Raw genomic sequence first — 18806 nt, forward strand, 5'->3', positions numbered from 1 at the left:
CGTTCCGGGCAGCTGTCTCGTCTCGTCTAGTCCGACGATGCGTCGGTGTCGATCAGATATCGAACGAGCAGATCCCCGAGCGGCGTGAGCGCGTTGAAATCGCGAACGCACAGATGAAGACGCCGCGACGCCCACGTGTCGACGATCGGCAGAACCACGAGGCCTGGACGATACAGGCTCGTCACCGATGCGCGTGACAACACCGCGATGCCGACGCCGGCTTCGACCAGCATGCCGACGTCCTCGACGCTTTTCAGCTGCACGCGATAGTTGATCTTGTGTCCGAGACGGGCGGCGCGATCGCCGAGATGAATCTCCAGCGCGGCATCCTTGTGGCCGACGAACGCATCGTCGACGATATCGGCGAACAGCACGTGCTGCCTGTCCGCGATGCGATGCGTGCGGCTCGCGACGACGACGAGCTGATCGTCGGCGACGCAGCGGGTTTGCAGTGTGCCGATATCGGTGATGTCCGCGACGAGGCCGACTTCCGCGCGCCCCTCGGCGACTGCGAGGACGATCTCGCGGCTCGGACGCTCATCGATATCGACCGATAGATCCGGATACGCGGCGAGAAACCGGCAGAGTTTCTGCGGGACGAACACGGCGAGCGCGGCGGTATTCGACAGCAGCGCAATGCGCCCCTTGAGCCCCGTTCCATACGCGCGCAGTTCGCCGCGCATCTGTTCCACCTGACCGAGAATCTGCCGTGCGTGGCGCATCAATGCCTTGCCCGCTGCGGTCGGTGTGACGCCGCGACGAGTGCGGTCGAGCAATGGCGTACCGAGCGCGGCCTCCATCCCCGAGATGCGCGCGCTCACCGATGCGAGCGCGAGATTGGTCATCTGTGCGCCCTTCGTGAGGCTGCCATGCTCCACGACGGTCAGGAATAACCGCATGTCGGTCAGGTCGAACCGCATTGTCGTCCCTTCGGTTTTGGCGAAGTCTAGCATTGGAAATGGCAGATTGTGGAACACGGATTTTGTTCTTACGATGCGTCCATGAACCACCTTCTATTCCTCTCTGCTGCGGGTCTCGTCGCCGGTGCAATGAATGCGCTGGCGGGCGGCGGCTCGTTCGTCAGCCTGCCGGCGCTGATCCTCGCCGGTGTGCCATCGGTTCAGGCGAATGCATCGAGCACGGTGGCGCTGTATCCGGGCGGCCTCGCGAGCGCGTGGGCGTATCGCGACGGGCTCGGTCCGGTCGGCGCCGTCGGGTTGCGCCCGCTGCTGCTGTCGACGCTCGTTGGCGGGATGCTTGGCGCTGTGTTGCTGCTCGTGACGTCGTCGGCGGCATTCAATTTCGTGCTGCCGTGGCTGCTGCTGCTTGCGAGCCTCGCGCTCGCGTTCGGACGCGCGCTCGGCGAGCGGTTGCGGCAACGCTGGCGCATCCGGCCGTGGGCCGTGCTGATCGTCCAGTTCGCGTTAGGGATCTACGGCGGCTACTTCGGCGGCGCGGTCGGCATCATGATGATCGCCGTGTGGGGTTTGCTCGACAGTAGCGACGTGAAGCGCCTGAGCGCGCCGCGGACGCTGCTGGTCAGCGCGGCGAACACGATGGCGGTGCTTACGTTCATCGCGGCCCGCGTCGTGCACTGGCGCGAGACGGCGGTGATGCTGGTCGCGGCGATCGTCGGCGGGTATGGCGGCGCGCAGATCGGCCGACGGACGCCCGCGAAACTGATTCGTGTGGGGACTTTAGTGGTCACGGCGTGCATCACCGTGGCGTTCTTCGTGCGGGCGTATTTCCCGAAGCTGGCGGGATGACGGTGCCTGGCTTCGGAGCGGTTGAACCGATGCAACAACGGGAGGCGGACATGATGACGGCCCTTCTTGAAACGATCGGCGCACTGGGCGTGCTGGCGAGCATCGCGGCGAAGTTCTCGCTCTTCGGCTGGGGGCGTGGCGGCAGGAGTAAAGCCGGAATCCCGCGTCGCTGATTGCGGCGGGGCGTTCACGTATGATCTGTCGATCGGGGTCGGCTGGGTGCCGTGCACGGGGATGCGGCTGTCGGGTCAGGGATTGCCCGATAGTTTTTCCACTCGCGTGAAAATGAGGAATAATGCGCGTTCGAAAACAGGCGCCGTGACGGCTAGCCCCTATGGCGAGCGGTCACAGGCGGCAAGTGTGTCCCGACGATGCGCATTGATATGCCCATTTGTCTGAAGAGAGGAGAAGTCGCATGGTAGTCGCCGTGTACCCAGGTACCTTCGACCCGCTGACGCGCGGTCACGAAGACCTCGTTCGGCGTGCATCGAGCATTTTCGACACGCTGGTAGTGGGCGTCGCGGACAGCCGCAACAAGAAGCCTTTCTTCACGCTCGACGAACGTCTCGACATCGCACACGAAGTGCTCGGCCATTATCCGAACGTGCAGGTGATGAGCTTCAAGGGGCTGCTAAAAGACTTCGTCCGCAGCAACAACGCGCGTGTGATCGTGCGTGGCCTGCGAGCCGTGTCCGACTTCGAATACGAGTTTCAGATGGCGGGGATGAATCGCTATCTGCTGCCGGACGTCGAGACGATGTTCATGACGCCGTCCGATCAGTACCAGTTCATCTCTGGAACCATCGTGCGCGAAATCGCCCAGCTGGGCGGCGACGTCAGCAAGTTCGTGTTCCCGTCCGTCGAAAAATGGCTGCACGAGAAAGTGGCCGCGCTGGGGCAGGATAACGGCTGAGCGAATGCGGCGGGGGCTCGGATCTCCGCCCCTCGCATGCACTGCTGCGATCGGTCGAATCAATCGACGACGATCGAATACCTCGCGAACGTCTGCGCCAGATCGGCGAACGCGAACTGCCGGTTCGCGATAAACACACCCATGCGCCCGCGCGCTTCCTTCAAGCCGCAGAAACGCTCGACGACGTGATACTCCGGTCGATCGAGATAATCGTCGAACAGGATCGTCGTCCCCTCGCGCGCGCAGATCAGCGTGTATAGAAACGACGCGACACGAAACCGTCCGTCGACGAGCACGAGCTGCGGAACCAGGCCCGCTGCGTTTGCAGCTTCCCACGGCATTGCAGCGTATCGGTGATAGTCGGCGATGCGTGCATCGTCGACCGGGCGTCCCCATGCGCCCACTTCGCCGAGATCGCAGTGAACGAGATGGACCTGCGTGCCGTACTGCTTCGTTCCTTCGCGGACGGCATCGATCCACACGCTCGATGTATCGACCGCAATCAGATTCTTTACACCCGATCTCGCCGCGAATACGGTGCTGCCGCCGCATCCGTATTCGAGATACGTGTCGATGCCTGCGATGTGTTCAGTGAAGGCGGCGAGGCCGCCTTCGTCCATATGCGGTGAGTCCGGTACGTTCACGACTGTGGTTTCCGTTTGATTCGGTTTGGTGGCGGTTTCCGAGTCTACCTGAGCGGGTTCTCGTGGCGCGGTGGTTTCAGCGGACGCGCCGATTGTGCGCGAGGCGTAAAATAGCGCTTTGGCGCGCATCGGGTCGCGACTTCACGGGGCCTGCATGTATGGTCCCGCGAATGAACCGGACGAGCCGTCCCATTTTTCTCGATGTCCTGGAAGCAGCATGGCCCTGATGATTACCGACGAGTGCATCAACTGCGACGTGTGCGAGCCCGAGTGCCCGAACGACGCAATTTCGATGGGCGCGGAAATCTATGTGATCGACCCGGGCAAGTGCACCGAATGCGTCGGCCATTTCGATGAGCCGCAATGTCAGCAGGTGTGCCCGGTCGAATGTATTCCGCGCGATCCGCAGCACGTCGAAACGCCTGACGGCCTGATGGCGAAGTATCACGCGCTGCAGGCTGCGAAGAGCCAGTAGCGCCCGCATCTTGCGCGGGCGCGTGTTCCTCACTTTCCGTCGATCATCCCGCGCAACGCGCCGAGCAGCGCATCGCATTCGGCATCGGTGCCGATCGAAATGCGCAGATGCTGGTCGATACGCGGCGCGTTGAAGTGCCGCACGAAAATCTCCCGTTCCTTGAGCTTCGTCATGAGCGTTGCGGCGTCGTGCGTTCGATGCCGCGCGAACACGAAGTTCGCCGCCGACGGCACGACGTCGAAGCCGAGCGCGGTCAGTTCCGCGGTGAGCCGCGTGCGCGCGGCGATTACTTTTGCGCAGCTGTCGCGGAACCACGCGTCATCTTCGTAGGCGGCGCGCGCGGCGACTTGCGCGAGACGATCGAGCGGATAGGAGTTGAAGCTGTCCTTCACGCGGTTCAGCGCGTCGATCAAGGTCGGATCGCCGAACGCGAAGCCGATACGCATGCCCGCGAGTGAACGCGCCTTCGATGCGGTCTGCACGACGAGCAGATGCGGATAGCGGTCGATCAGTTTGATCGCAGACTCCGCGCCGAAATCGACATACGCCTCGTCGATCACGACGACAGATCCGGTATTCGCCGCGACGAAACGTTCGATTGTCGCGAGCGGCAGCGGCTGGCCGGTGGGCGCATTCGGATTCGGGAACAGCACGCCGCCGTTCGGCGACGCGTAGTCGTCGAGATGCAGAGCGAAAGTGTCGTCGAGCGCGACGGTCCGGTATGCGACGTCGTAGAGACGCGCGTAGGCCGGATAGAAGCTGTACGTGATGTCGGGAAACAGGATCGGATGGTCGTGCTTCAGCAGCGCCTGGAAGACGACCGCGAGCACTTCGTCGGAGCCGTTGCCGGCGAATACCTGTTCGGCCAGGATGCCGTGATGCGCGGCAACCGTCTCGCGCAACGCGCGGGCGGTCGGGTCGGGATAGCGCCGCAGCGTATCGCCGGTCGCGCCGAGTTCGTCGCGGATCGCGTCGACGACGCGCGGCGACGGCGGGTACGGGTTCTCGTTGGTGTTCAGCTTGACCGGATGCGAGAGCGCAGGTTGCTCGCCCGGCGTATACGGCGTGAGACGGCCGACGATGTCACTCCAGTAACGGCTCAAGCGTGCCTCCTGCGAATGGCTGACTACGCGATACGAAGACGAAGAGGGCGCGTATTACGACGCGCGATGCAACTGCATCATCGCGCGTTCGAGTTCGCCCTTCACGATCTGCGGCATCACCGCGAGCGAGCGCTCGATCGACGCATCGATGACATCCTGTTCTTCCCGGCGCGGCGGTTTCAGCACGAAGTTCGCGACGTCCGGTTTCGCGCCGGCGCGCGCGTTTTCGGGGATCAGGTCACGCGGATGGCCGATACCGATCCGCAGACGCCAGTACTGCTGCGTCGACAGATGCGCGGAGATGTCTTTCAGGCCGTTGTGGCCGCCGCTGCCGCCACCGAGTTTCAGCTTCACGGTGCCGGGCGGCAGATCGAGTTCGTCGTGCGCAACGAGAATCTGGTCGGGCAAGACCTTGAAGAAATGCGCGACGGCGACGACCGATTGCCCCGAGCGGTTCATATAGGTCTGCGGCTCGAGCAGATGCACTTCCTCGCCATGCAGCCGCGCCTTCGCGTAAAAGCCGTGGAAGCGTCGTTCGTCGCGCAGCGTGGTACCGGCCTCGCGCGCGAGTTGATCGACCAGCCAGAAGCCGGCGTTGTGGCGCGTCGCGGTGTATTCGGCGCCCGGATTGCCGAGCCCGACGATCAGCTTGATCATGATGGAGAACGGTGCACGGCAAGAAGCCGCAACGCCGGAAAAAAGTCGAAAAAAAACCCGCCGGGGCGAACCTCGGCGGGTCACGTCGACCGTTTCATTGAAACGGATCGAGAGGATAGCGTCGCTTGAACGATCAGGCGGCGGGCGTTTCGCCCTTACCTTCGCCTTCGGCAGCAGCATCATCCGCGACGGCACCAGCCGGAATCGTCGCCGAAGCGATGACCGGGTTTTCTGCGTCGACGTGCGCGACCAGCGCGACACCCTTCGGCAGCGTGATGTCCTTCGCGTGCATCGTTTGACCGGCTTCGATCTTCGCGAGATCGACTTCGAGGAATTCCGGCAGATCGGCCGGCAGGCACTCGACTTCGATTTCGTTCAGCACGTGCGAGATAACTGCGCTCGACTGCTTCACGGCCGGGTTGCTTTCCTGGTTCATGAAGTGCAGCGGAACGCGCGTGTGCAGCTTCTTCTTCGCGTCGACGCGCTGGAAGTCAACGTGCAGCACGAGCTGGCGGAACGGATGGTATTGCACGTCGCGCAGCAGAACCTGTTGTGCCTTGCCGGCGACTTCCAGGTCGAGGATCGACGAGTGGAAAACTTCCTTCTTCAGGGCGTGCCACAACGCGTTGTGATCGATCTCGATCAGTTGCGGTTCAGCACCAGCGCCATAAACGATACCCGGGGTCTTGCCCGTGATACGCAGGCGGCGGCTCGCACCCGTACCTTGCAGATTGCGCTCGAAAGCGACTACTTTCATCTTGATTCTCCATTAGCTGCCCGCGACCAGGCAGTAAAACGGGGCCGCTCGCCTTGCGGCTGGAGGCCCCAGACTCAGCGGTACGAACTTTCGTCTGTCCGTACCGATTGTGCAGACATGCAGCAAAAACCTGCTGCACACCCGCAAATGCTTTAACTCTCTGCGAACAGCGACATCACTGAATCGCCGCGACGGATACGTGAGAACGTTTCGGCCAGCAGACCGGCACTCGTCAGCGAGCGGATCTTCGCGCACGAACGCGCTTCTTCGCCGAGCGGGATCGTATCCATGATGACCAGTTCGTCGAGCGCCGATGCCGCAATGCGCTCGCCCGCGCCGCCCGACAGTACCGGGTGCGTCGCGTAGGCAAATACCTGCTTCGCGCCGCGTTCCTTCAGTACCTGGGCTGCTTTGCACAGCGTGCCGGCGGTGTCGACCATGTCGTCCATGATCACGCAGGTCCGGCCTTCCACTTCACCGATGATGTTCATCACTTCGGCGATGTTCGCTTTCGGACGACGCTTGTCGATGATCGCGAGATCGCAGTTCAACTGCTTCGCCAGTGCCCGGGCACGCACCACGCCGCCGACGTCCGGCGATACGACCAGCAGATCTTCGTAGTTCTGCTTGCGCAGATCGCCGAGCAGCACGGGCGTCGCGTAGATGTTGTCGACCGGGATGTCGAAGAAACCCTGAATCTGGTCAGCGTGCAGATCCATCGTGATGATCCGCTCGACGCCCGCGATTTCCAGCATGTTCGCGACGACTTTCGCCGAGATCGCCACACGGGCCGAACGCGGCCGGCGGTCCTGGCGGGCATAGCCGAAGTAGGGGATGGCGGCGGTGATCCGGCCTGCGGATGCGCGCTTCAGCGCATCGACCATGATCATCAATTCCATCAGGTTGTCGTTCGCCGGTGCGCAGGTGGACTGCAGAACGAAGACATCTTTGCCGCGGACGTTTTCCTGGATCTCGACCTGGATCTCGCCATCCGAGAACCGGCTGACCATCGCCTTGCCGAGTGGAATACCGAGGATGTTGACGACTTCCTGTGCAAGCGCGGGATTTGCGTTGCCAGTAAAAACCATCAGGCCGTCATGGCTGCTCATCGTGCACCTGCTTCAGGCTGGGGGCGAGGGAAATGCGAGAATTTTTGGCAGGGGAGGAAGGAGTCGAACCTTCGAATGCCGGAATCAAAATCCGGTGCCTTAACCAACTTGGCGACTCCCCTACACTAACTTTGAGCTTCGCCGGATGCAGACCATCCGACGATGCAAAACTTATGACGCGAAGCCGTAGAGTGGATGCGAATCCAGGCTTGAGGTGACTGCGCTGTTCCAGCCGACTGGCAGTCTGGCTTGTGCCATCTGCGCTTCGCCGAGACTCTGGAACGCTGCAAAAACACTGGCGCCCGATCCGGTCATCCGCGCGGGTGCGATGTTATCAAACCACTCGAGCACCTGCGCGACTTCCGCGTATTTTCCCACGACAACCGGCTGCATGTCATTTCGGCCGAAACTGTCTGGCCAGCCCGTATTGCAGCTTTGTTGTGCAAGAAAGACCGTGATTGTGAGGGGCTTTGAGTCCCTTGTCAACGCTTTCTCGGAGAAAATCACCGCAGTCGGGACGTGTACTTTCGGGGTGACGACGAGGAAGTGGCGCGCCGGTAACGGCACCGCCTGCAGTGCCTCGCCGACACCCTCCGCGAACGCGTTCTTGCCGAAGACGAAGAACGGCACATCCGCGCCGAGCTTGAGCGCCAGCGTCTGCAATTCGGCGCGCGGCAGATTCAGCTTCCACAGACGATTCAGCGCAAGCAGCGTCGTCGCGGCGTCGGAGCTGCCGCCGCCGAGCCCGGCACCCATCGGCAGGCGCTTGTCGATCTCGATGTCGACCCCTTCGGCCGTACCGGTGTGGGTCTTCAGCAGCATCGCTGCGCGCACCGTCAGGTCGTGTTCGGGCGGGACACCGGCGACTTCGGTGCGGCGGATCACCTGACCGTCGGTGCGGCGCGTGAAATGCAGCGTGTCGCCCCAGTCGAGCAACTGGAACGCGGTCTGCAACGCGTGATAGCCGTCCGGGCGACGTCCGGTGATATGCAGGAAGAGGTTCAGTTTCGCCGGTGCGAGACAGTCGCGCAGCGAATCGGTTGTTTCGATCATGAGCGGAAAACGACGCGTGCCGTTATTGATCCAGCACGAGCTTGATGTCGAGCGGTGGTTGCTGGCGGTTCAGGTCGACGCGCTTGACGCCGGTGGCGGGAGCGTCGGCGTAGGCCAGGTAGTCGATGGTCCAGCCGTCCTGTTCGATTTCCTTCAGACGGCCCGGCTGCTGCGGATCTTCGATAGTCTTCGCATGCGAGGTCGGCGCGGCCGACGGTTGCAGCCAGTACCTCAAGCCTTCGACGGGCAGCGCGAAGCCGATCGCATTCTGCATCAGCGTCGACACGTTGTCGGCGGTGAGCGGCTGGCGGTTCGGCAATTCGAGCGACGCCGAAGCCGGCGACGATGTGATGATCGCGAGCGTCTGCCCGAACGGATTACGCAACTGCACGGTGACCGTGTCGCCGGTTTCCTGCCAGTCGAAGTTGCCGTACGCGTTGCGCTGCTGGCCGTTCTGGTCGTTGTACTGAACCGCGAAGCGGCCGTGGTACGCGCGGCTGGTCTGTGTCGACAGAGACGTCGCGGCATTCGACGTAGATGGCCCCTGCGGCTTCACCGACGCGCAACCCGACAGCGCGACGAGCGCCGCCGCGCACAGCGCGACACCGAACGACGCGCGTCGGGATATGCGCGGCGCAGCAGAGGGAACGAAACGGACGAGACGGGAAACCAGCATCAGAGATCGTTCACCTGAAAGCGTTTGAGCGTATTGACGAGCGTGTCGTTATCCGGCTCCAGCTTGCGCGCTTCGCGCCACGCGGCGCGCGCCTGATCCTGGTCACCGCTCTTCCACAGCACCTCGCCGAGGTGCGCGCCGATTTCGGCGTTCGGTTGAAGCTCGTAGGCTTTGCGCAGCAGTTTGACCGCATCCGCCGTATTGCCGAGCCGGTACTTCACCCAGCCGACGCTGTCCATGATGAACGCGTCGTTCGGTGCGAGCGCCGATGCTTTCTCGACCAGTCTGTCCGCTTCCTGCAGACGCTGGTTGCGATCAGCGAGCGAATAGCCGAGTGCGTTGTACGCCTGCGGATTGTCCGGCTGCGAGCGGATCAGCTTGCGCAACTGGCCTTCCATGATTTCGTAATGGCCGTTCTTTTCGGCGGCCATCGCGTAGTCGTAGGTCAGATCGGGGTCGTCTGGGTAATCGGCGGTGGCCTGCGCGAGCCGTGCCTCCGCTTCCGGATAGTGCTTCGTGTCGAACAGCACCGCTGCATCCGTGCGCGCGATCAGCGCCTGGTCGCGCGGATCCGGGGCCTTGATGTTCGCGAGCAGTTTGCGCGCGTCATCGGGCTTGCCCTGCTTTTCGAGCAACTGCGCACGCGTGATCTGCGCCGGGACGTACTGCTGGCTCGCGGGCGTGATCTTGTCGAGCCAGTTGGCGGCGCCTGCTTCGTCCTTTTGCTCGAGCGACAATTGCGCGAGATAGATGTACGCCTGACCCGCATCGGCGCCCGGCGTTGCCTCTGCTTTCTGCGCGTATTGCGTGAGCCACGTCTGCGCTTCGGCCGGCTTTTTCTGCTGGATCTTGATCAGCCCGAGCGCCATCAACGGCGTGAGGTCGTTCGGGTTGTCCTTGTGCATCACCTCGAACTGCTTCTGCGCATCGTCGAGACGGTCGCTGGCCAGGTAGACCTGTGCGAGCGCGAGCCGCGCGTCGTGCGACTTCGGATTCTGCTGAACGTACTTCTCGATCGCGGCGGTGCCTTCCTTGCGCTCGTCCGGACCCATCTGCGTGAGCGCCAGCGCGGCGGGCAGATAGTCGGGCTTCAGCGTGAGCGCCTGTTCGAGCGACTTGCGCGCGCCCGGCGCATCGTCGGCGAGAATCTGCTGACGGGCGAGCGCCATTTGCGCCTCGGGCCGGTTCATGTCGTTCTTCAACAGATCCTGCAGCACATGCAGGCCGCCGACACGATTCGGTCCGCGCGACAGCAGCAACTGCAGCGCGAGGATGCCGTTGCCGCGATTGTCCGCCGGGATTCGCGCGAGTTCGCGCGCGAGCAGCGGCGACGCGTCATCCGGTTTGCCGGACAACACGAGCAGCGACGCGTCGAGCTGCGCAGCACGTTCCGAGCTGGGCGCATACTGCTGCCACAGTTGCACGGCGGCGAGCGCATCCGACGGACTTTGCGCGGCCAGCGCGATTTCGGTCGCGCGCTGCGCCATCCGCGGATCGTGCGTGTCGCGCGCGAGTGCGAGATAGGTCTGGTAAGCGGGTGCCGCCTGGCCTCTTTGCAGCGCGACTTCGGCTGCGAGTACCTGGAACACGATCTGGCTGGAGAGCTGAACGTCCGGCAGATCCTTCGCTTCGTCGGCGCTTTGCGGGCCGAGTGCGTCCGGCAATGTCACCGAGGTGTCATCCGAATCGGACGACGGGTCCTGGGCATGCGCGGGCATCGCGACGAACGTCCACGCGGCGAGCACGGCGACGCCGAGAAGCCGGCGCGGGGATACGGCTGTCGGTACGCGCGACGCGCGAGCGGGGCGCTTCATCAAAAGCTGCTTCACGAAGGACAGGTTCATGGAAATCCGTTCAATGTTTCGGACGATTGTAACGCGCTCGCTACAATACGCGCACAACCACTCACGCAAGTTGCAGACCAGTTAGACATGCCAGAGTTGCCAGAAGTTGAGGTTACCCGTCGAGGAATCGAACCTTACGTTGCCGGGCGCCGCGTGGAGCGCGTCGACGTACGCACGCCCGCACTGCGCTGGCCGATTCCGGACGGTCTCGCCGCGATGCTGCGCGGCCGGTTGGTCCATAAGGTCGAGCGACGCGGCAAGTACCTGCTGTTCGAAGTCGACGAGGGCTGGTTCATCGTGCATCTGGGGATGACCGGCACGCTGCGCGTCCTGCGCAACATGCCGCATCCGCCTGCGGCGGCGAAACACGACCACGTCGACTGGATCTTCGACGAGTTCATTCTGCGCTATCGCGATCCGCGGCGCTTCGGAGCCGTACTGTGGCATGCGCGCGCCGACGGCGATGTGCTCGAACATCCGCTGCTCGCGGGGCTCGGCATCGAACCGTTCGCGCCTGCATTCAGCGGCGCGCTGATGCATCGACTGACGCGCGGTCGCAAGGTATCCGTCAAGCAGGTGCTGCTGGCGGGCGAGGTCGTGGTCGGGGTGGGCAACATTTACGCTTCCGAAAGCCTGTTTCGCGCGGGCATCCGGCCGACAACCCCGGCGGGCAGAATCTCGTTGGTCCGTTACGGTTTGCTGGCGGATGCGGTCCGGGTGACGCTCGCCGCTGCAATCGAGAAGGGCGGCAGCACGCTGCGCGATTTCGTCGGCAGCGACGGCGAGAGCGGCTATTTCCAGCTCGACTATTTCGTCTATGATCGCGCGGGCCAGCCATGCCGCGTGTGCGGCACGCCGATCCGACAGATCGTTCAGGGGCAGCGTTCCACTTACTACTGCCCGACCTGCCAGCGCTAATCGAGTCTCCATGTACGTTTCGGCTTCTTCCTTGCGTTCGTCTTCCGCCGCCGCTATGTCGGTGAACTCCGACAGCTGTCCGGATTTCGCCGCGCGCCTCGTCGCGTGGCAGCGGCAGCACGGTCGTCACGACCTGCCGTGGCAAAACACGCGTGACGCGTACCGCATCTGGCTGTCGGAGATCATGCTGCAGCAGACGCAAGTGTCGACGGTGATTCCGTATTACGCGCGGTTTCTCGCGCGCTGTCCCGATGTCGCGGCGCTGGCCGCTGCACCGCTCGACGATGTGATGGCGCTATGGGCCGGCCTCGGCTACTACTCGCGCGCGCGCAACCTGCATCGCTGCGCGCAGGCGGTGGTCGAGCGGCACGATGGCGCGTTCCCCGCATCGGTCGATGCACTCGCCGATCTGCCGGGTATCGGCCGCTCGACGGCGGCGGCGATTGCGTCGTTTGCGTTCGGCGCACGCGCGACGATCCTCGACGGCAACGTGAAGCGCGTGCTCGCGCGCGTGTTCGGCGTCGAAGGTTTTCCCGGCGAGAAGCGGGTCGAAAACGCGATGTGGGTGCTGGCCGAATCGCTGCTGCCGCCTGCCGCGAATGCCGAAGACGTGAGCGCGTACACGCAGGGATTGATGGATCTCGGCGCGACGCTCTGCGTGCGCGGCAAGCCCGATTGCGCGCGCTGTCCGTTCGCCGACGATTGCGTCGCGAACGCGACCGGGCGTCAGCGCGAACTGCCGGCTGCGCGTCCGAAGAAAGCCGTGCCGACGCGTCGCACGTGGATGCTCGTGCTGCGCGACGGCGATGCGGTGATGCTCGAGAAGCGGCCGCCGTCGGGTATCTGGGGTGGTCTGTGGAGTCTGCCGGAAGCCGCCGACGAAGATGCGCTTGCCGAACGCGCGCATGCATTCGGCGCGGACGGTGTGGTGTCGCCGCTTGCGCCGATGACGCACACGTTCACGCACTTCAAGCTCGATATCGAACCGCGCATCGCCGAACTGTCGCGTGGCGTGAGCATCGGTGCGCTTGGCGACGCGGAGACCGCATGGGTCGCGATGCGCGATATCGACGCGTACGGCGTTCCCGCGCCGGTGCGCAAGCTTCTGGATGGACTGCAGGGATCGTTGCTCTAACGGCGGTGTCTAGAGCAGTTGATGCTGCTGCATGTAGTGATGAACGACGTCGATGCGCGCGCCGGCATCTTCCAGTTCCATCAGCTTCTGTCGTGCGCGTAACGCGATCGGCAAAATTTCGGCGAGCCGGTTCGACACCCACGATGGATCGTCGAACCTGAACGGCTCCACGAACGGCAGATTGCTCGGATCTTTCTCGCGGATCGCTTCGATGATCCGCTCGAGCACTTCCGCGCACGCGCCGAACTTCGCAAGATGCTCATTGCTTTCGAGCGGTTGATCGTCGCCGATCGGCTCCGCCATCCCGACGAGCAGACCCGCGGCCGCGACGCGATGCGACAGCAGACGAAAGCGCCGCGTACCGCGCGCACGGATCAACAGCATGCCGAACGTCTCGACGTCGCAGTCGGAAATTTCCGCAAGACAGCCGATCGTTTCGGGCACAGCCGGTTCATCGGGCTTCGCCACTTCGCCGCCGCTTTTCAGCAGACACACGCCGAATGGCGTCTTCGCGCGCAGACAGTCGCGCACCATGTCCAGATAACGCGCTTCGAAGATCTTGAGGGGCAGCAGCCCGTCGGGGAATAGCACCGTATGCAGCGGGAACAGCGGCAGATCGGCGAGTACGGCAGAAGTAGGCATGACGCAACGCTCGGTTAAGGGCCGCGCGAGGCACGGCCCATCAGGCACGGCTGATCAGATCAGGCGCGGCCGGCTAGGCGACCAGCTTCGACGATTCGCCGACGTCGATCGGCGCGTCCCGGTGCCGCACGATCACGTTTGCCGCGCTCGCGAGACGCGCGGCGAGCGTCTGCGCGATGAATACCGAACGATGCTGTCCACCGGTGCAGCCGATGGCGACCGTGAGATAGCTACGATTGTCGTCGCGGAAGTGCGGCAACCACTTCACGAGAAATGCTTCGATGTCGCCAATCATCTGATGGACGACTGGCAGCGCATCGAGAAAATCGATCACCGGTTTGTCGAGCCCGGTGAGCGGACGCAACTGGCTGTCGTAGTACGGATTCGGCAGTGTGCGAACGTCGAATACGAAATCCGCGTCGAGCGGCACACCTCGTTTGAAGCCGAACGACTCGAACGTCAGCGCGAGCCCGGTGCGTTCCTGTTCGACGAAGCGCTTGACCCACGCGCGCAATGCGTTCGCGCGCAGATTGCTGGTGTCGATCTGATGACCGAACTCCGCGAGGCCCGCGACGAGTTCGCGCTCGCGATCGATCGCTTCTTCGAGTGACGTCAGCAGGCCGACGTCCGCATCGTGCGCGGTCGAACCGGATAGTGGATGCCGGCGGCGCGTTTCGGAAAAGCGTTGAATCAGCGACTGCGTGCTCGCGTTGAGGAACAGCACGCGGACGTCGTGTTCGCGCGCGAGGTCGCGGATCATCGCGGGCATCTCGTCGAGCGAGGCGCTCGAGCGCGCGTCGATCGCGACGGCAAGCTTGTCCTGTCCGTCGCTGACGAGATAGGTGGCAAGTTCCGGCAGAAATCTCGGCGGCAGATTGTCGACGCAGTAGTAGCCCGCGTCTTCGAGCGCGTTCAACGCGACCGATTTGCCGGAGCCGGAAATGCCGGTGATCAGGATGATGCGCATGGAGCCTCGAAATCCGTTCGGTTCATCATAGCACCAGGCTTTTCCAGCGGTGGATGCGTGCCCGTCAGATCAGCTTGCCGGGAAACTGGCTGTCCGGATCCTGCATCGCGAGGCGTTGCCGATCCATGAAATCGCGCAGCGTATCGATGCCGCGCAGTTGCAGGATCGTGTTGCGCACGGCGGCCTCGACCAGCACCGCGAGGTTGCGGCCGGCCGCCACCTGGATCGTGACTTTGCTGATCGGCAGACCGAGCACGTCGACGGTCTGGCTTTCGAGCGGCAGGCGCTGGAATTCGCCGTCCGGACGGCGCACGAGTTGCACGATCAGCTTCAGTTTCATTTTGCGGCGCACGGCGGTTTCACCGAAGATCGTCTTGATGTCGAGCAGACCGAGGCCGCGCACTTCGAGCAGATTCTGCAGCAGCGGGGGGCAGCGGCCTTCGACGAAATCCGGACCGAGGCGCACGAAGTCGACGGCATCGTCGGCGACGAGGCCGTGGCCTCGGCTGATCAGTTCGAGACCGAGTTCGCTCTTGCCGAGGCCGGAATCGCCGGTGAGCAGCACGCCCATGCCGAGGATGTCGAGAAACACGCCGTGCAGCGTCGCGCGCGGCGCGAGGATGCGCGACATATAGAGACGCAGGCTGTCGATGACCGCCGCCGGCGACATCGGCGTGGTGAACAGCGGCGTGGACGAGCGGGTACAGCGCAGGACCAGTTCGGGCGGCGCGGCGACACCGCCGGCGACGACGAGAAACGGCGGCTCCAGCGCGATCAGTTCGGCCATGTGACGCGAACGGTCTTCTTCGCTCTGCCGCTGGTAGTAGTTGGTTTCGGCATCGCCGAGCACCTGGATCCGGTTCGGGTGGATCAGGTTCAAGTGGCCGACGAGGTCGGCGCTCGATGTCGCGGTCGTGACGGTTTCGGTCGAGAAGCCGCGTTCCCAGCCTTCATGCCCCGTCAGCCAGCTGAGTTTCAGCGTGGCGGCGTTGTCGTCGAAGATGCTTTGGGCGTTGATGCTGGACGTGTCCATGAGTCCATGACTCCAGTGGGGGCTGCCTGCTCCCGGTGCCTGTCGTGCGTGCTAGTGCGGCAGCGGAAGCGAGGCCCGCGTGATCGCGGGCTGCCAATCATGCATCAAGGTTGCCACTGAGTCAGCAACTGGTGCAATGCCTCGCGGTTTTCTTCGGTATGCAGGCGTTCGCGGGCGTCGCGATCGGACAGCAGCTGGGCGATTTCCGACAGGATTTCGAGGTGCTGCTGGGTGGCCTGTTCCGGCACCAGCAGAAAGATCAGCAGGGAGACCGGCTGGCCGTCGGGGGATTCGAAGGGGATTGGTTCGGCGAGGCGCACGAATGCGGCGAGCGGCTGCTTCAGACCCTTGATCCGGCCGTGTGGAATCGCCACACCTTCGCCGAGCCCCGTCGACCCGAGGCGTTCACGCGCGAACAGATTGTCGGTGACCGTACTGCGGGCGATGCCGTTCTGGTTTTCGAAAATCAGGCCCGCTTGCTCGAAGACGCGTTTCTTGCTGGTGACGGTTAGGCCGAGGACGACGTTCTCGAGGGGAAGAAATTTGGCTAAACGATTCATGTTGGCAGGCGAAAACGTGGCCTGGATTCTCCTCGCTGTGGCGTTCGAGCGGCGCGTATCGCGCCAATCGGGCCTCGCAGCGGTGTACGGTTAAGCCTGTCTAGCGCTGGGCGCTGGCTGAACGACCCCGATATACGACCGGAAAGTGACCGGACCATTATAGAACAGCGCAGCAACGGATGGTGCGGCGCGCCATCGCTCCCGGCGCGTCATGTGCAGCCTGTGCGGACGTTGCGGTGACCGCGCCGGGCTGCGCCCTTCACGATAAAAAACCGCCCTTGCGGGCGGCTTTTCCGGGTGAGGGAATCCCTCTAATAACCGCTATTGCGGCGGCACTTCCGCCTGCGGCGCGAGCGGTTGGTACTTGATCGCGTCGTGTTGATGGCCTTGCAGGCGATCCTTGTGACGCACCACTTGCCGGTCGAGCTTGTCGATCATCAGGTCGATCGCGGCGTACAGGTCGCCATTCGCGCTCTCGACAAAAATATCCTTGCCCTTCAGATGAAGGTTGATTTCAACCTTCTGTCTCTTGTCCTTTTCCTTATGATTGTCGACCGAGAGGACCACACTGCCGTCGATAACCTGATCGAAATGTCTTAGCACCCTGTCCAGTTTGGTGATCACGTATTCGCGCAACGCAGGTGTTACTTCGAGATGGTGTCCACTGATCTTCAGATTCATAGTGCCTCCAAGCGAGTGGCCGCGTATCCGTATGAGGCAGCACCGGTCGATCTGCTGGCCCGTCCGCGTCGTCCCCGGCGACTGACTGCTGGCGGGCTGTATCGGCCGACCTGCTCCGCTCACCACGGTGCGGCCGGAAAATGCCCGCCGCAACACGCAGCAGGCTACAGAGACTTGCGCAGATTCACTGCTGGGATTCGAAGGGCTTCGCGGTATTTCGCGACGGTACGCCGTGCGACCACGAAACCCTGTTCTGCCAGCAGTTCGGCTATGCGGCTGTCTGAAAGAGGAGATTTCGGGTTTTCCGCTCCTATCAGTTGCTTGATGAGTGCGCGAATGGCCGTTGAAGAGGCCGCGCCCCCAGTGTCGGTCGAAACGTGCGATCCAAAGAAGTACTTAAATTCAAGCGTCCCAAACGGGGTCAGCATGTACTTGCCGGTTGTCACACGCGAGACAGTCGACTCGTGTAGGCCCAGCGTATCAGCAATTTCTCGCAAAACCAAGGGGCGCATGGCAATTTCGCCGTGCACAAAAAAATTCTTCTGACGTTCGACGATGGCCTGCGCAACACGCAGAATTGTCTCGAAGCGCTGCTGGATATTCTTGATCAGCCAGCGTGCTTCCTGAAGTTGCTGACGCAGCGAACCACTGCCCGGATCGCCACGGTTATTGCGAAGAATATTCGCATACAGATGATTGATACGCAGCTTCGGAACCACTTCCGGATTCAGTTCGGCCTGCCATCCATGTGTTGTCCTGCGCACCATGATATCGGGCACTACGTAGTCTGCTTCGGCCTTGCCGTACGCTGCGCCCGGAAACGGTTCGAGCGAACGGATCAACGCGTGTGAATCGCGCAGTTCGTCGTCGCTGGCCTTCAGCTGTTTGCGCAGACGCGTGAAGTCGCGTGCGGCGAGCAGTTCCAGATGATGCGCGACGATATCGAGCGCAAGCGTGCGAGTGGGCGTGACAGGTAGCCGCAGCAGTTGCAGCCTCAAACACTCGGACGCGGAGCGTGCACCGACGCCTGCGGGATCGAAGCTGTGAAGCAGCGCGAGCGTTGCGTTCAGTTCGTCGACATCGACTTCGAGTTCTTCGGGCAGATCGGCAAGAATTTCGTCGAAGGTCGCGGTGAGATAACCATCGTCGTCGAGCGATTCGATCAGGAACGTGACGAGTGCGCGATCGCGCGGACCGGCCTGCGTCACGCGCAACTGCGCCATCAGGTGATCGCGCAGCGACGTGCTCGATTCGTGGATCTGCAGCGGCGGCAGATCGTCGTCGTCCGATGCGTTGCCCGAGCGACCATAGTCGTCGAGATTCCACTGGCTCGCATCCGAATTGCTGTCGCTGCCGAGGCCGTTATATTCGTCGACACCTTGGGGCTCGCTCTCTTCGCGGCGCTCGCTCGACGAGGTCGACGACGACACATTGCTGCTCATCGATTCGACGGGCTGCGAACCGGGCGTCTGCGCAATGACCGAACCGTCGGACGCGACGCGTAGCGGGCTCGCGATCCAGTCGTCCTCGTTTTCGAGCAGCGGATTCTGCGAGATGGCCGTCGCCACTTCCTGCTGCAGTTCGAGCGTCGACAGCTGCAGCAGCCGGATCGACTGCTGCAGTTGGGGTGTCAGCGCAAGATGCTGCGACAGGCGAAGTTGGAGGCTGGCTTTCATGGCAATGTGAGATTCATTGTAGAGAGTTTGCCACGACCGCGATACCGGAGCCATTCACGGAAACGCGCGTGCCCGGTTCCGGTGCGACCGGTCCCGAGTACGATCCGTCAAAAATGCCGGCAGGCGCGAGGAGGCCGCCGCGGCAGTGTGACGCACGGCCGCGGACGGAAGGTGGGGCGAAGCGGTTACATGCGGAG

The 18806-nt window shown here is 63.0% G+C and carries 21 protein-coding genes and 1 tRNA gene; 6 read left to right on the top strand and 16 right to left on the bottom strand.

What is annotated here, in order from left to right; genetic code table 11:
- Positions 1-26 precede the first annotated feature (26 nt).
- Positions 27-920, bottom strand: coding sequence for a LysR substrate-binding domain-containing protein (locus E1748_RS25570; RefSeq protein WP_133650052.1), 894 nt, complete (start codon positions 918-920; stop codon positions 27-29).
- 81 nt (positions 921-1001) lie between these two features.
- Here E1748_RS25570 and E1748_RS25575 point away from each other — a divergent pair, with 81 nt between their 5' ends.
- The 3 genes from E1748_RS25575 to coaD all read left to right on the top strand — a co-directional run bounded on the left by E1748_RS25575 (position 1002) and on the right by coaD (position 2679).
- Entirely contained in the window at positions 1002-1766 is a 765-nt protein-coding gene (locus tag E1748_RS25575) for a sulfite exporter TauE/SafE family protein (RefSeq protein ID WP_133650053.1), read from the top strand.
- A 50-nt stretch (positions 1767-1816) separates the two neighbouring features.
- The gene (locus E1748_RS31955) at positions 1817-1939 is read left to right on the top strand and encodes a hypothetical protein (protein ID WP_276324136.1); all 123 of its coding nucleotides are present in this window, start codon (positions 1817-1819) and stop codon (positions 1937-1939) included.
- A 242-nt stretch (positions 1940-2181) separates the two neighbouring features.
- Positions 2182-2679, top strand: a complete 498-nt coding sequence (gene coaD, locus E1748_RS25580) for a pantetheine-phosphate adenylyltransferase (RefSeq protein WP_133650054.1) — start codon at positions 2182-2184, stop codon at positions 2677-2679.
- Between the two features lie 59 nt (positions 2680-2738).
- Here the strand turns inward: coaD and E1748_RS25585 are convergent, their stop codons facing one another.
- Positions 2739-3323 carry a class I SAM-dependent methyltransferase gene (locus tag E1748_RS25585; RefSeq protein ID WP_133650055.1) on the bottom strand — a complete coding sequence of 195 codons (585 nt, stop codon included), beginning with the start codon at positions 3321-3323 and terminating at the stop codon, positions 2739-2741.
- Between the two features lie 217 nt (positions 3324-3540).
- On the opposite strand from E1748_RS25585, the gene E1748_RS25590 reads away from it, so the two are divergent.
- On the top strand, positions 3541-3798 hold the full coding sequence (locus E1748_RS25590; RefSeq protein WP_133650056.1) for a YfhL family 4Fe-4S dicluster ferredoxin: 258 nt from the start codon (positions 3541-3543) through the stop codon (positions 3796-3798).
- A gap of 29 nt (positions 3799-3827) precedes the next feature.
- Here E1748_RS25590 and hisC read toward each other — a convergent pair whose 3' ends face one another.
- From hisC to E1748_RS25630, 8 genes are all read right to left on the bottom strand, one after another.
- Positions 3828-4901 carry a histidinol-phosphate transaminase gene (gene hisC / locus E1748_RS25595; RefSeq protein ID WP_133650057.1) on the bottom strand — a complete coding sequence of 358 codons (1074 nt, stop codon included), beginning with the start codon at positions 4899-4901 and terminating at the stop codon, positions 3828-3830.
- A 54-nt stretch (positions 4902-4955) separates the two neighbouring features.
- Positions 4956-5558 carry an aminoacyl-tRNA hydrolase gene (gene pth / locus E1748_RS25600; protein ID WP_133650058.1) on the bottom strand — a complete coding sequence of 201 codons (603 nt, stop codon included), beginning with the start codon at positions 5556-5558 and terminating at the stop codon, positions 4956-4958.
- A 133-nt stretch (positions 5559-5691) separates the two neighbouring features.
- Positions 5692-6315, bottom strand: a complete 624-nt coding sequence (locus E1748_RS25605) for a 50S ribosomal protein L25/general stress protein Ctc (protein ID WP_133650059.1) — start codon at positions 6313-6315, stop codon at positions 5692-5694.
- A 152-nt stretch (positions 6316-6467) separates the two neighbouring features.
- Positions 6468-7424 carry a ribose-phosphate pyrophosphokinase gene (locus tag E1748_RS25610; protein ID WP_133650060.1) on the bottom strand — a complete coding sequence of 319 codons (957 nt, stop codon included), beginning with the start codon at positions 7422-7424 and terminating at the stop codon, positions 6468-6470.
- Positions 7425-7469: 45 nt separating this feature from the next.
- Positions 7470-7546: transfer RNA gene (locus E1748_RS25615), tRNA-Gln, on the bottom strand.
- Positions 7547-7595: 49 nt separating this feature from the next.
- Positions 7596-8477 carry a 4-(cytidine 5'-diphospho)-2-C-methyl-D-erythritol kinase gene (gene ispE, locus E1748_RS25620; RefSeq protein ID WP_133650061.1) on the bottom strand — a complete coding sequence of 294 codons (882 nt, stop codon included), beginning with the start codon at positions 8475-8477 and terminating at the stop codon, positions 7596-7598.
- Positions 8478-8499: 22 nt separating this feature from the next.
- The gene (lolB, locus tag E1748_RS25625) at positions 8500-9153 is read right to left on the bottom strand and encodes a lipoprotein insertase outer membrane protein LolB (RefSeq protein ID WP_133650062.1); all 654 of its coding nucleotides are present in this window, start codon (positions 9151-9153) and stop codon (positions 8500-8502) included.
- On the bottom strand, positions 9153-10997 hold the full coding sequence (locus E1748_RS25630) for a tetratricopeptide repeat protein (protein ID WP_133650063.1): 1845 nt from the start codon (positions 10995-10997) through the stop codon (positions 9153-9155). Before E1748_RS25630 ends, lolB begins: the two co-directional genes overlap by 1 nt.
- Positions 10998-11084: 87 nt before the next feature.
- Between E1748_RS25630 and mutM the strand changes: the two genes are divergently transcribed.
- Together mutM and mutY are read left to right on the top strand one after the other, a co-directional pair.
- A complete protein-coding gene (gene mutM / locus E1748_RS25635; RefSeq protein ID WP_133650064.1) occupies positions 11085-11915 on the top strand; it encodes a bifunctional DNA-formamidopyrimidine glycosylase/DNA-(apurinic or apyrimidinic site) lyase in 831 nt (276 codons plus the stop codon).
- A 55-nt stretch (positions 11916-11970) separates the two neighbouring features.
- Complete coding sequence (gene mutY / locus E1748_RS25640; protein WP_133650525.1) at positions 11971-13050, top strand: A/G-specific adenine glycosylase; 1080 nt, start codon at positions 11971-11973, stop codon at positions 13048-13050.
- A 9-nt stretch (positions 13051-13059) separates the two neighbouring features.
- Here mutY and E1748_RS25645 read toward each other — a convergent pair whose 3' ends face one another.
- The 6 genes from E1748_RS25645 to E1748_RS25670 form a co-directional block, all read right to left on the bottom strand.
- Positions 13060-13692: an LON peptidase substrate-binding domain-containing protein gene (locus E1748_RS25645; RefSeq protein WP_133650065.1), complete on the bottom strand. Its 633-nt coding sequence runs from the start codon at positions 13690-13692 to the stop codon at positions 13060-13062.
- Positions 13693-13765: 73 nt separating this feature from the next.
- Positions 13766-14659, bottom strand: coding sequence for an RNase adapter RapZ (rapZ, locus tag E1748_RS25650; protein ID WP_133650066.1), 894 nt, complete (start codon positions 14657-14659; stop codon positions 13766-13768).
- A gap of 64 nt (positions 14660-14723) precedes the next feature.
- Positions 14724-15692: an HPr(Ser) kinase/phosphatase gene (gene hprK / locus E1748_RS25655; RefSeq protein WP_133650067.1), complete on the bottom strand. Its 969-nt coding sequence runs from the start codon at positions 15690-15692 to the stop codon at positions 14724-14726.
- A gap of 104 nt (positions 15693-15796) precedes the next feature.
- Positions 15797-16252: a PTS IIA-like nitrogen regulatory protein PtsN gene (gene ptsN, locus E1748_RS25660; protein WP_133650068.1), complete on the bottom strand. Its 456-nt coding sequence runs from the start codon at positions 16250-16252 to the stop codon at positions 15797-15799.
- 321 nt (positions 16253-16573) lie between these two features.
- Positions 16574-16933 carry a ribosome hibernation-promoting factor, HPF/YfiA family gene (gene hpf, locus E1748_RS25665; RefSeq protein ID WP_133650069.1) on the bottom strand — a complete coding sequence of 120 codons (360 nt, stop codon included), beginning with the start codon at positions 16931-16933 and terminating at the stop codon, positions 16574-16576.
- 164 nt (positions 16934-17097) lie between these two features.
- Entirely contained in the window at positions 17098-18609 is a 1512-nt protein-coding gene (locus tag E1748_RS25670; protein ID WP_133650070.1) for an RNA polymerase factor sigma-54, read from the bottom strand.
- Positions 18610-18806 lie beyond the last annotated feature (197 nt).

Source organism: Paraburkholderia flava, assembly GCF_004359985.1.
Classification (GTDB): Bacteria; Pseudomonadota; Gammaproteobacteria; order Burkholderiales; family Burkholderiaceae; genus Paraburkholderia; species Paraburkholderia flava.

Excerpts from the sequence above, each read along its gene's own strand:
- mutM (WP_133650064.1), top strand. The coding sequence starts at position 11,085 with ATGCCAGAGTTGCCAGAAGTTGAGGTTACCCGTCGAGGAATCGAACCT.
- ispE (WP_133650061.1), bottom strand. The coding sequence starts at position 8,477 with ATGATCGAAACAACCGATTCGCTGCGCGACTGTCTCGCACCGGCGAAA.
- E1748_RS25670 (WP_133650070.1), bottom strand. The coding sequence starts at position 18,609 with ATGAAAGCCAGCCTCCAACTTCGCCTGTCGCAGCATCTTGCGCTGACA.
- E1748_RS25645 (WP_133650065.1), bottom strand. The coding sequence starts at position 13,692 with ATGCCTACTTCTGCCGTACTCGCCGATCTGCCGCTGTTCCCGCTGCAT.
- E1748_RS25610 (WP_133650060.1), bottom strand. The coding sequence starts at position 7,424 with ATGAGCAGCCATGACGGCCTGATGGTTTTTACTGGCAACGCAAATCCC.
- hpf (WP_133650069.1), bottom strand. The coding sequence starts at position 16,933 with ATGAATCTGAAGATCAGTGGACACCATCTCGAAGTAACACCTGCGTTG.
- mutY (WP_133650525.1), top strand. The coding sequence starts at position 11,971 with ATGTCGGTGAACTCCGACAGCTGTCCGGATTTCGCCGCGCGCCTCGTC.
- pth (WP_133650058.1), bottom strand. The coding sequence starts at position 5,558 with ATGATCAAGCTGATCGTCGGGCTCGGCAATCCGGGCGCCGAATACACC.
- E1748_RS31955 (WP_276324136.1), top strand. The coding sequence starts at position 1,817 with ATGATGACGGCCCTTCTTGAAACGATCGGCGCACTGGGCGTGCTGGCG.
- coaD (WP_133650054.1), top strand. The coding sequence starts at position 2,182 with ATGGTAGTCGCCGTGTACCCAGGTACCTTCGACCCGCTGACGCGCGGT.
- lolB (WP_133650062.1), bottom strand. The coding sequence starts at position 9,153 with ATGCTGGTTTCCCGTCTCGTCCGTTTCGTTCCCTCTGCTGCGCCGCGC.
- E1748_RS25570 (WP_133650052.1), bottom strand. The coding sequence starts at position 920 with ATGCGGTTCGACCTGACCGACATGCGGTTATTCCTGACCGTCGTGGAG.
- E1748_RS25575 (WP_133650053.1), top strand. The coding sequence starts at position 1,002 with ATGAACCACCTTCTATTCCTCTCTGCTGCGGGTCTCGTCGCCGGTGCA.
- ptsN (WP_133650068.1), bottom strand. The coding sequence starts at position 16,252 with ATGAATCGTTTAGCCAAATTTCTTCCCCTCGAGAACGTCGTCCTCGGC.
- E1748_RS25630 (WP_133650063.1), bottom strand. The coding sequence starts at position 10,997 with ATGAACCTGTCCTTCGTGAAGCAGCTTTTGATGAAGCGCCCCGCTCGC.
- E1748_RS25605 (WP_133650059.1), bottom strand. The coding sequence starts at position 6,315 with ATGAAAGTAGTCGCTTTCGAGCGCAATCTGCAAGGTACGGGTGCGAGC.
- rapZ (WP_133650066.1), bottom strand. The coding sequence starts at position 14,659 with ATGCGCATCATCCTGATCACCGGCATTTCCGGCTCCGGCAAATCGGTC.
- hprK (WP_133650067.1), bottom strand. The coding sequence starts at position 15,692 with ATGGACACGTCCAGCATCAACGCCCAAAGCATCTTCGACGACAACGCC.
- E1748_RS25590 (WP_133650056.1), top strand. The coding sequence starts at position 3,541 with ATGGCCCTGATGATTACCGACGAGTGCATCAACTGCGACGTGTGCGAG.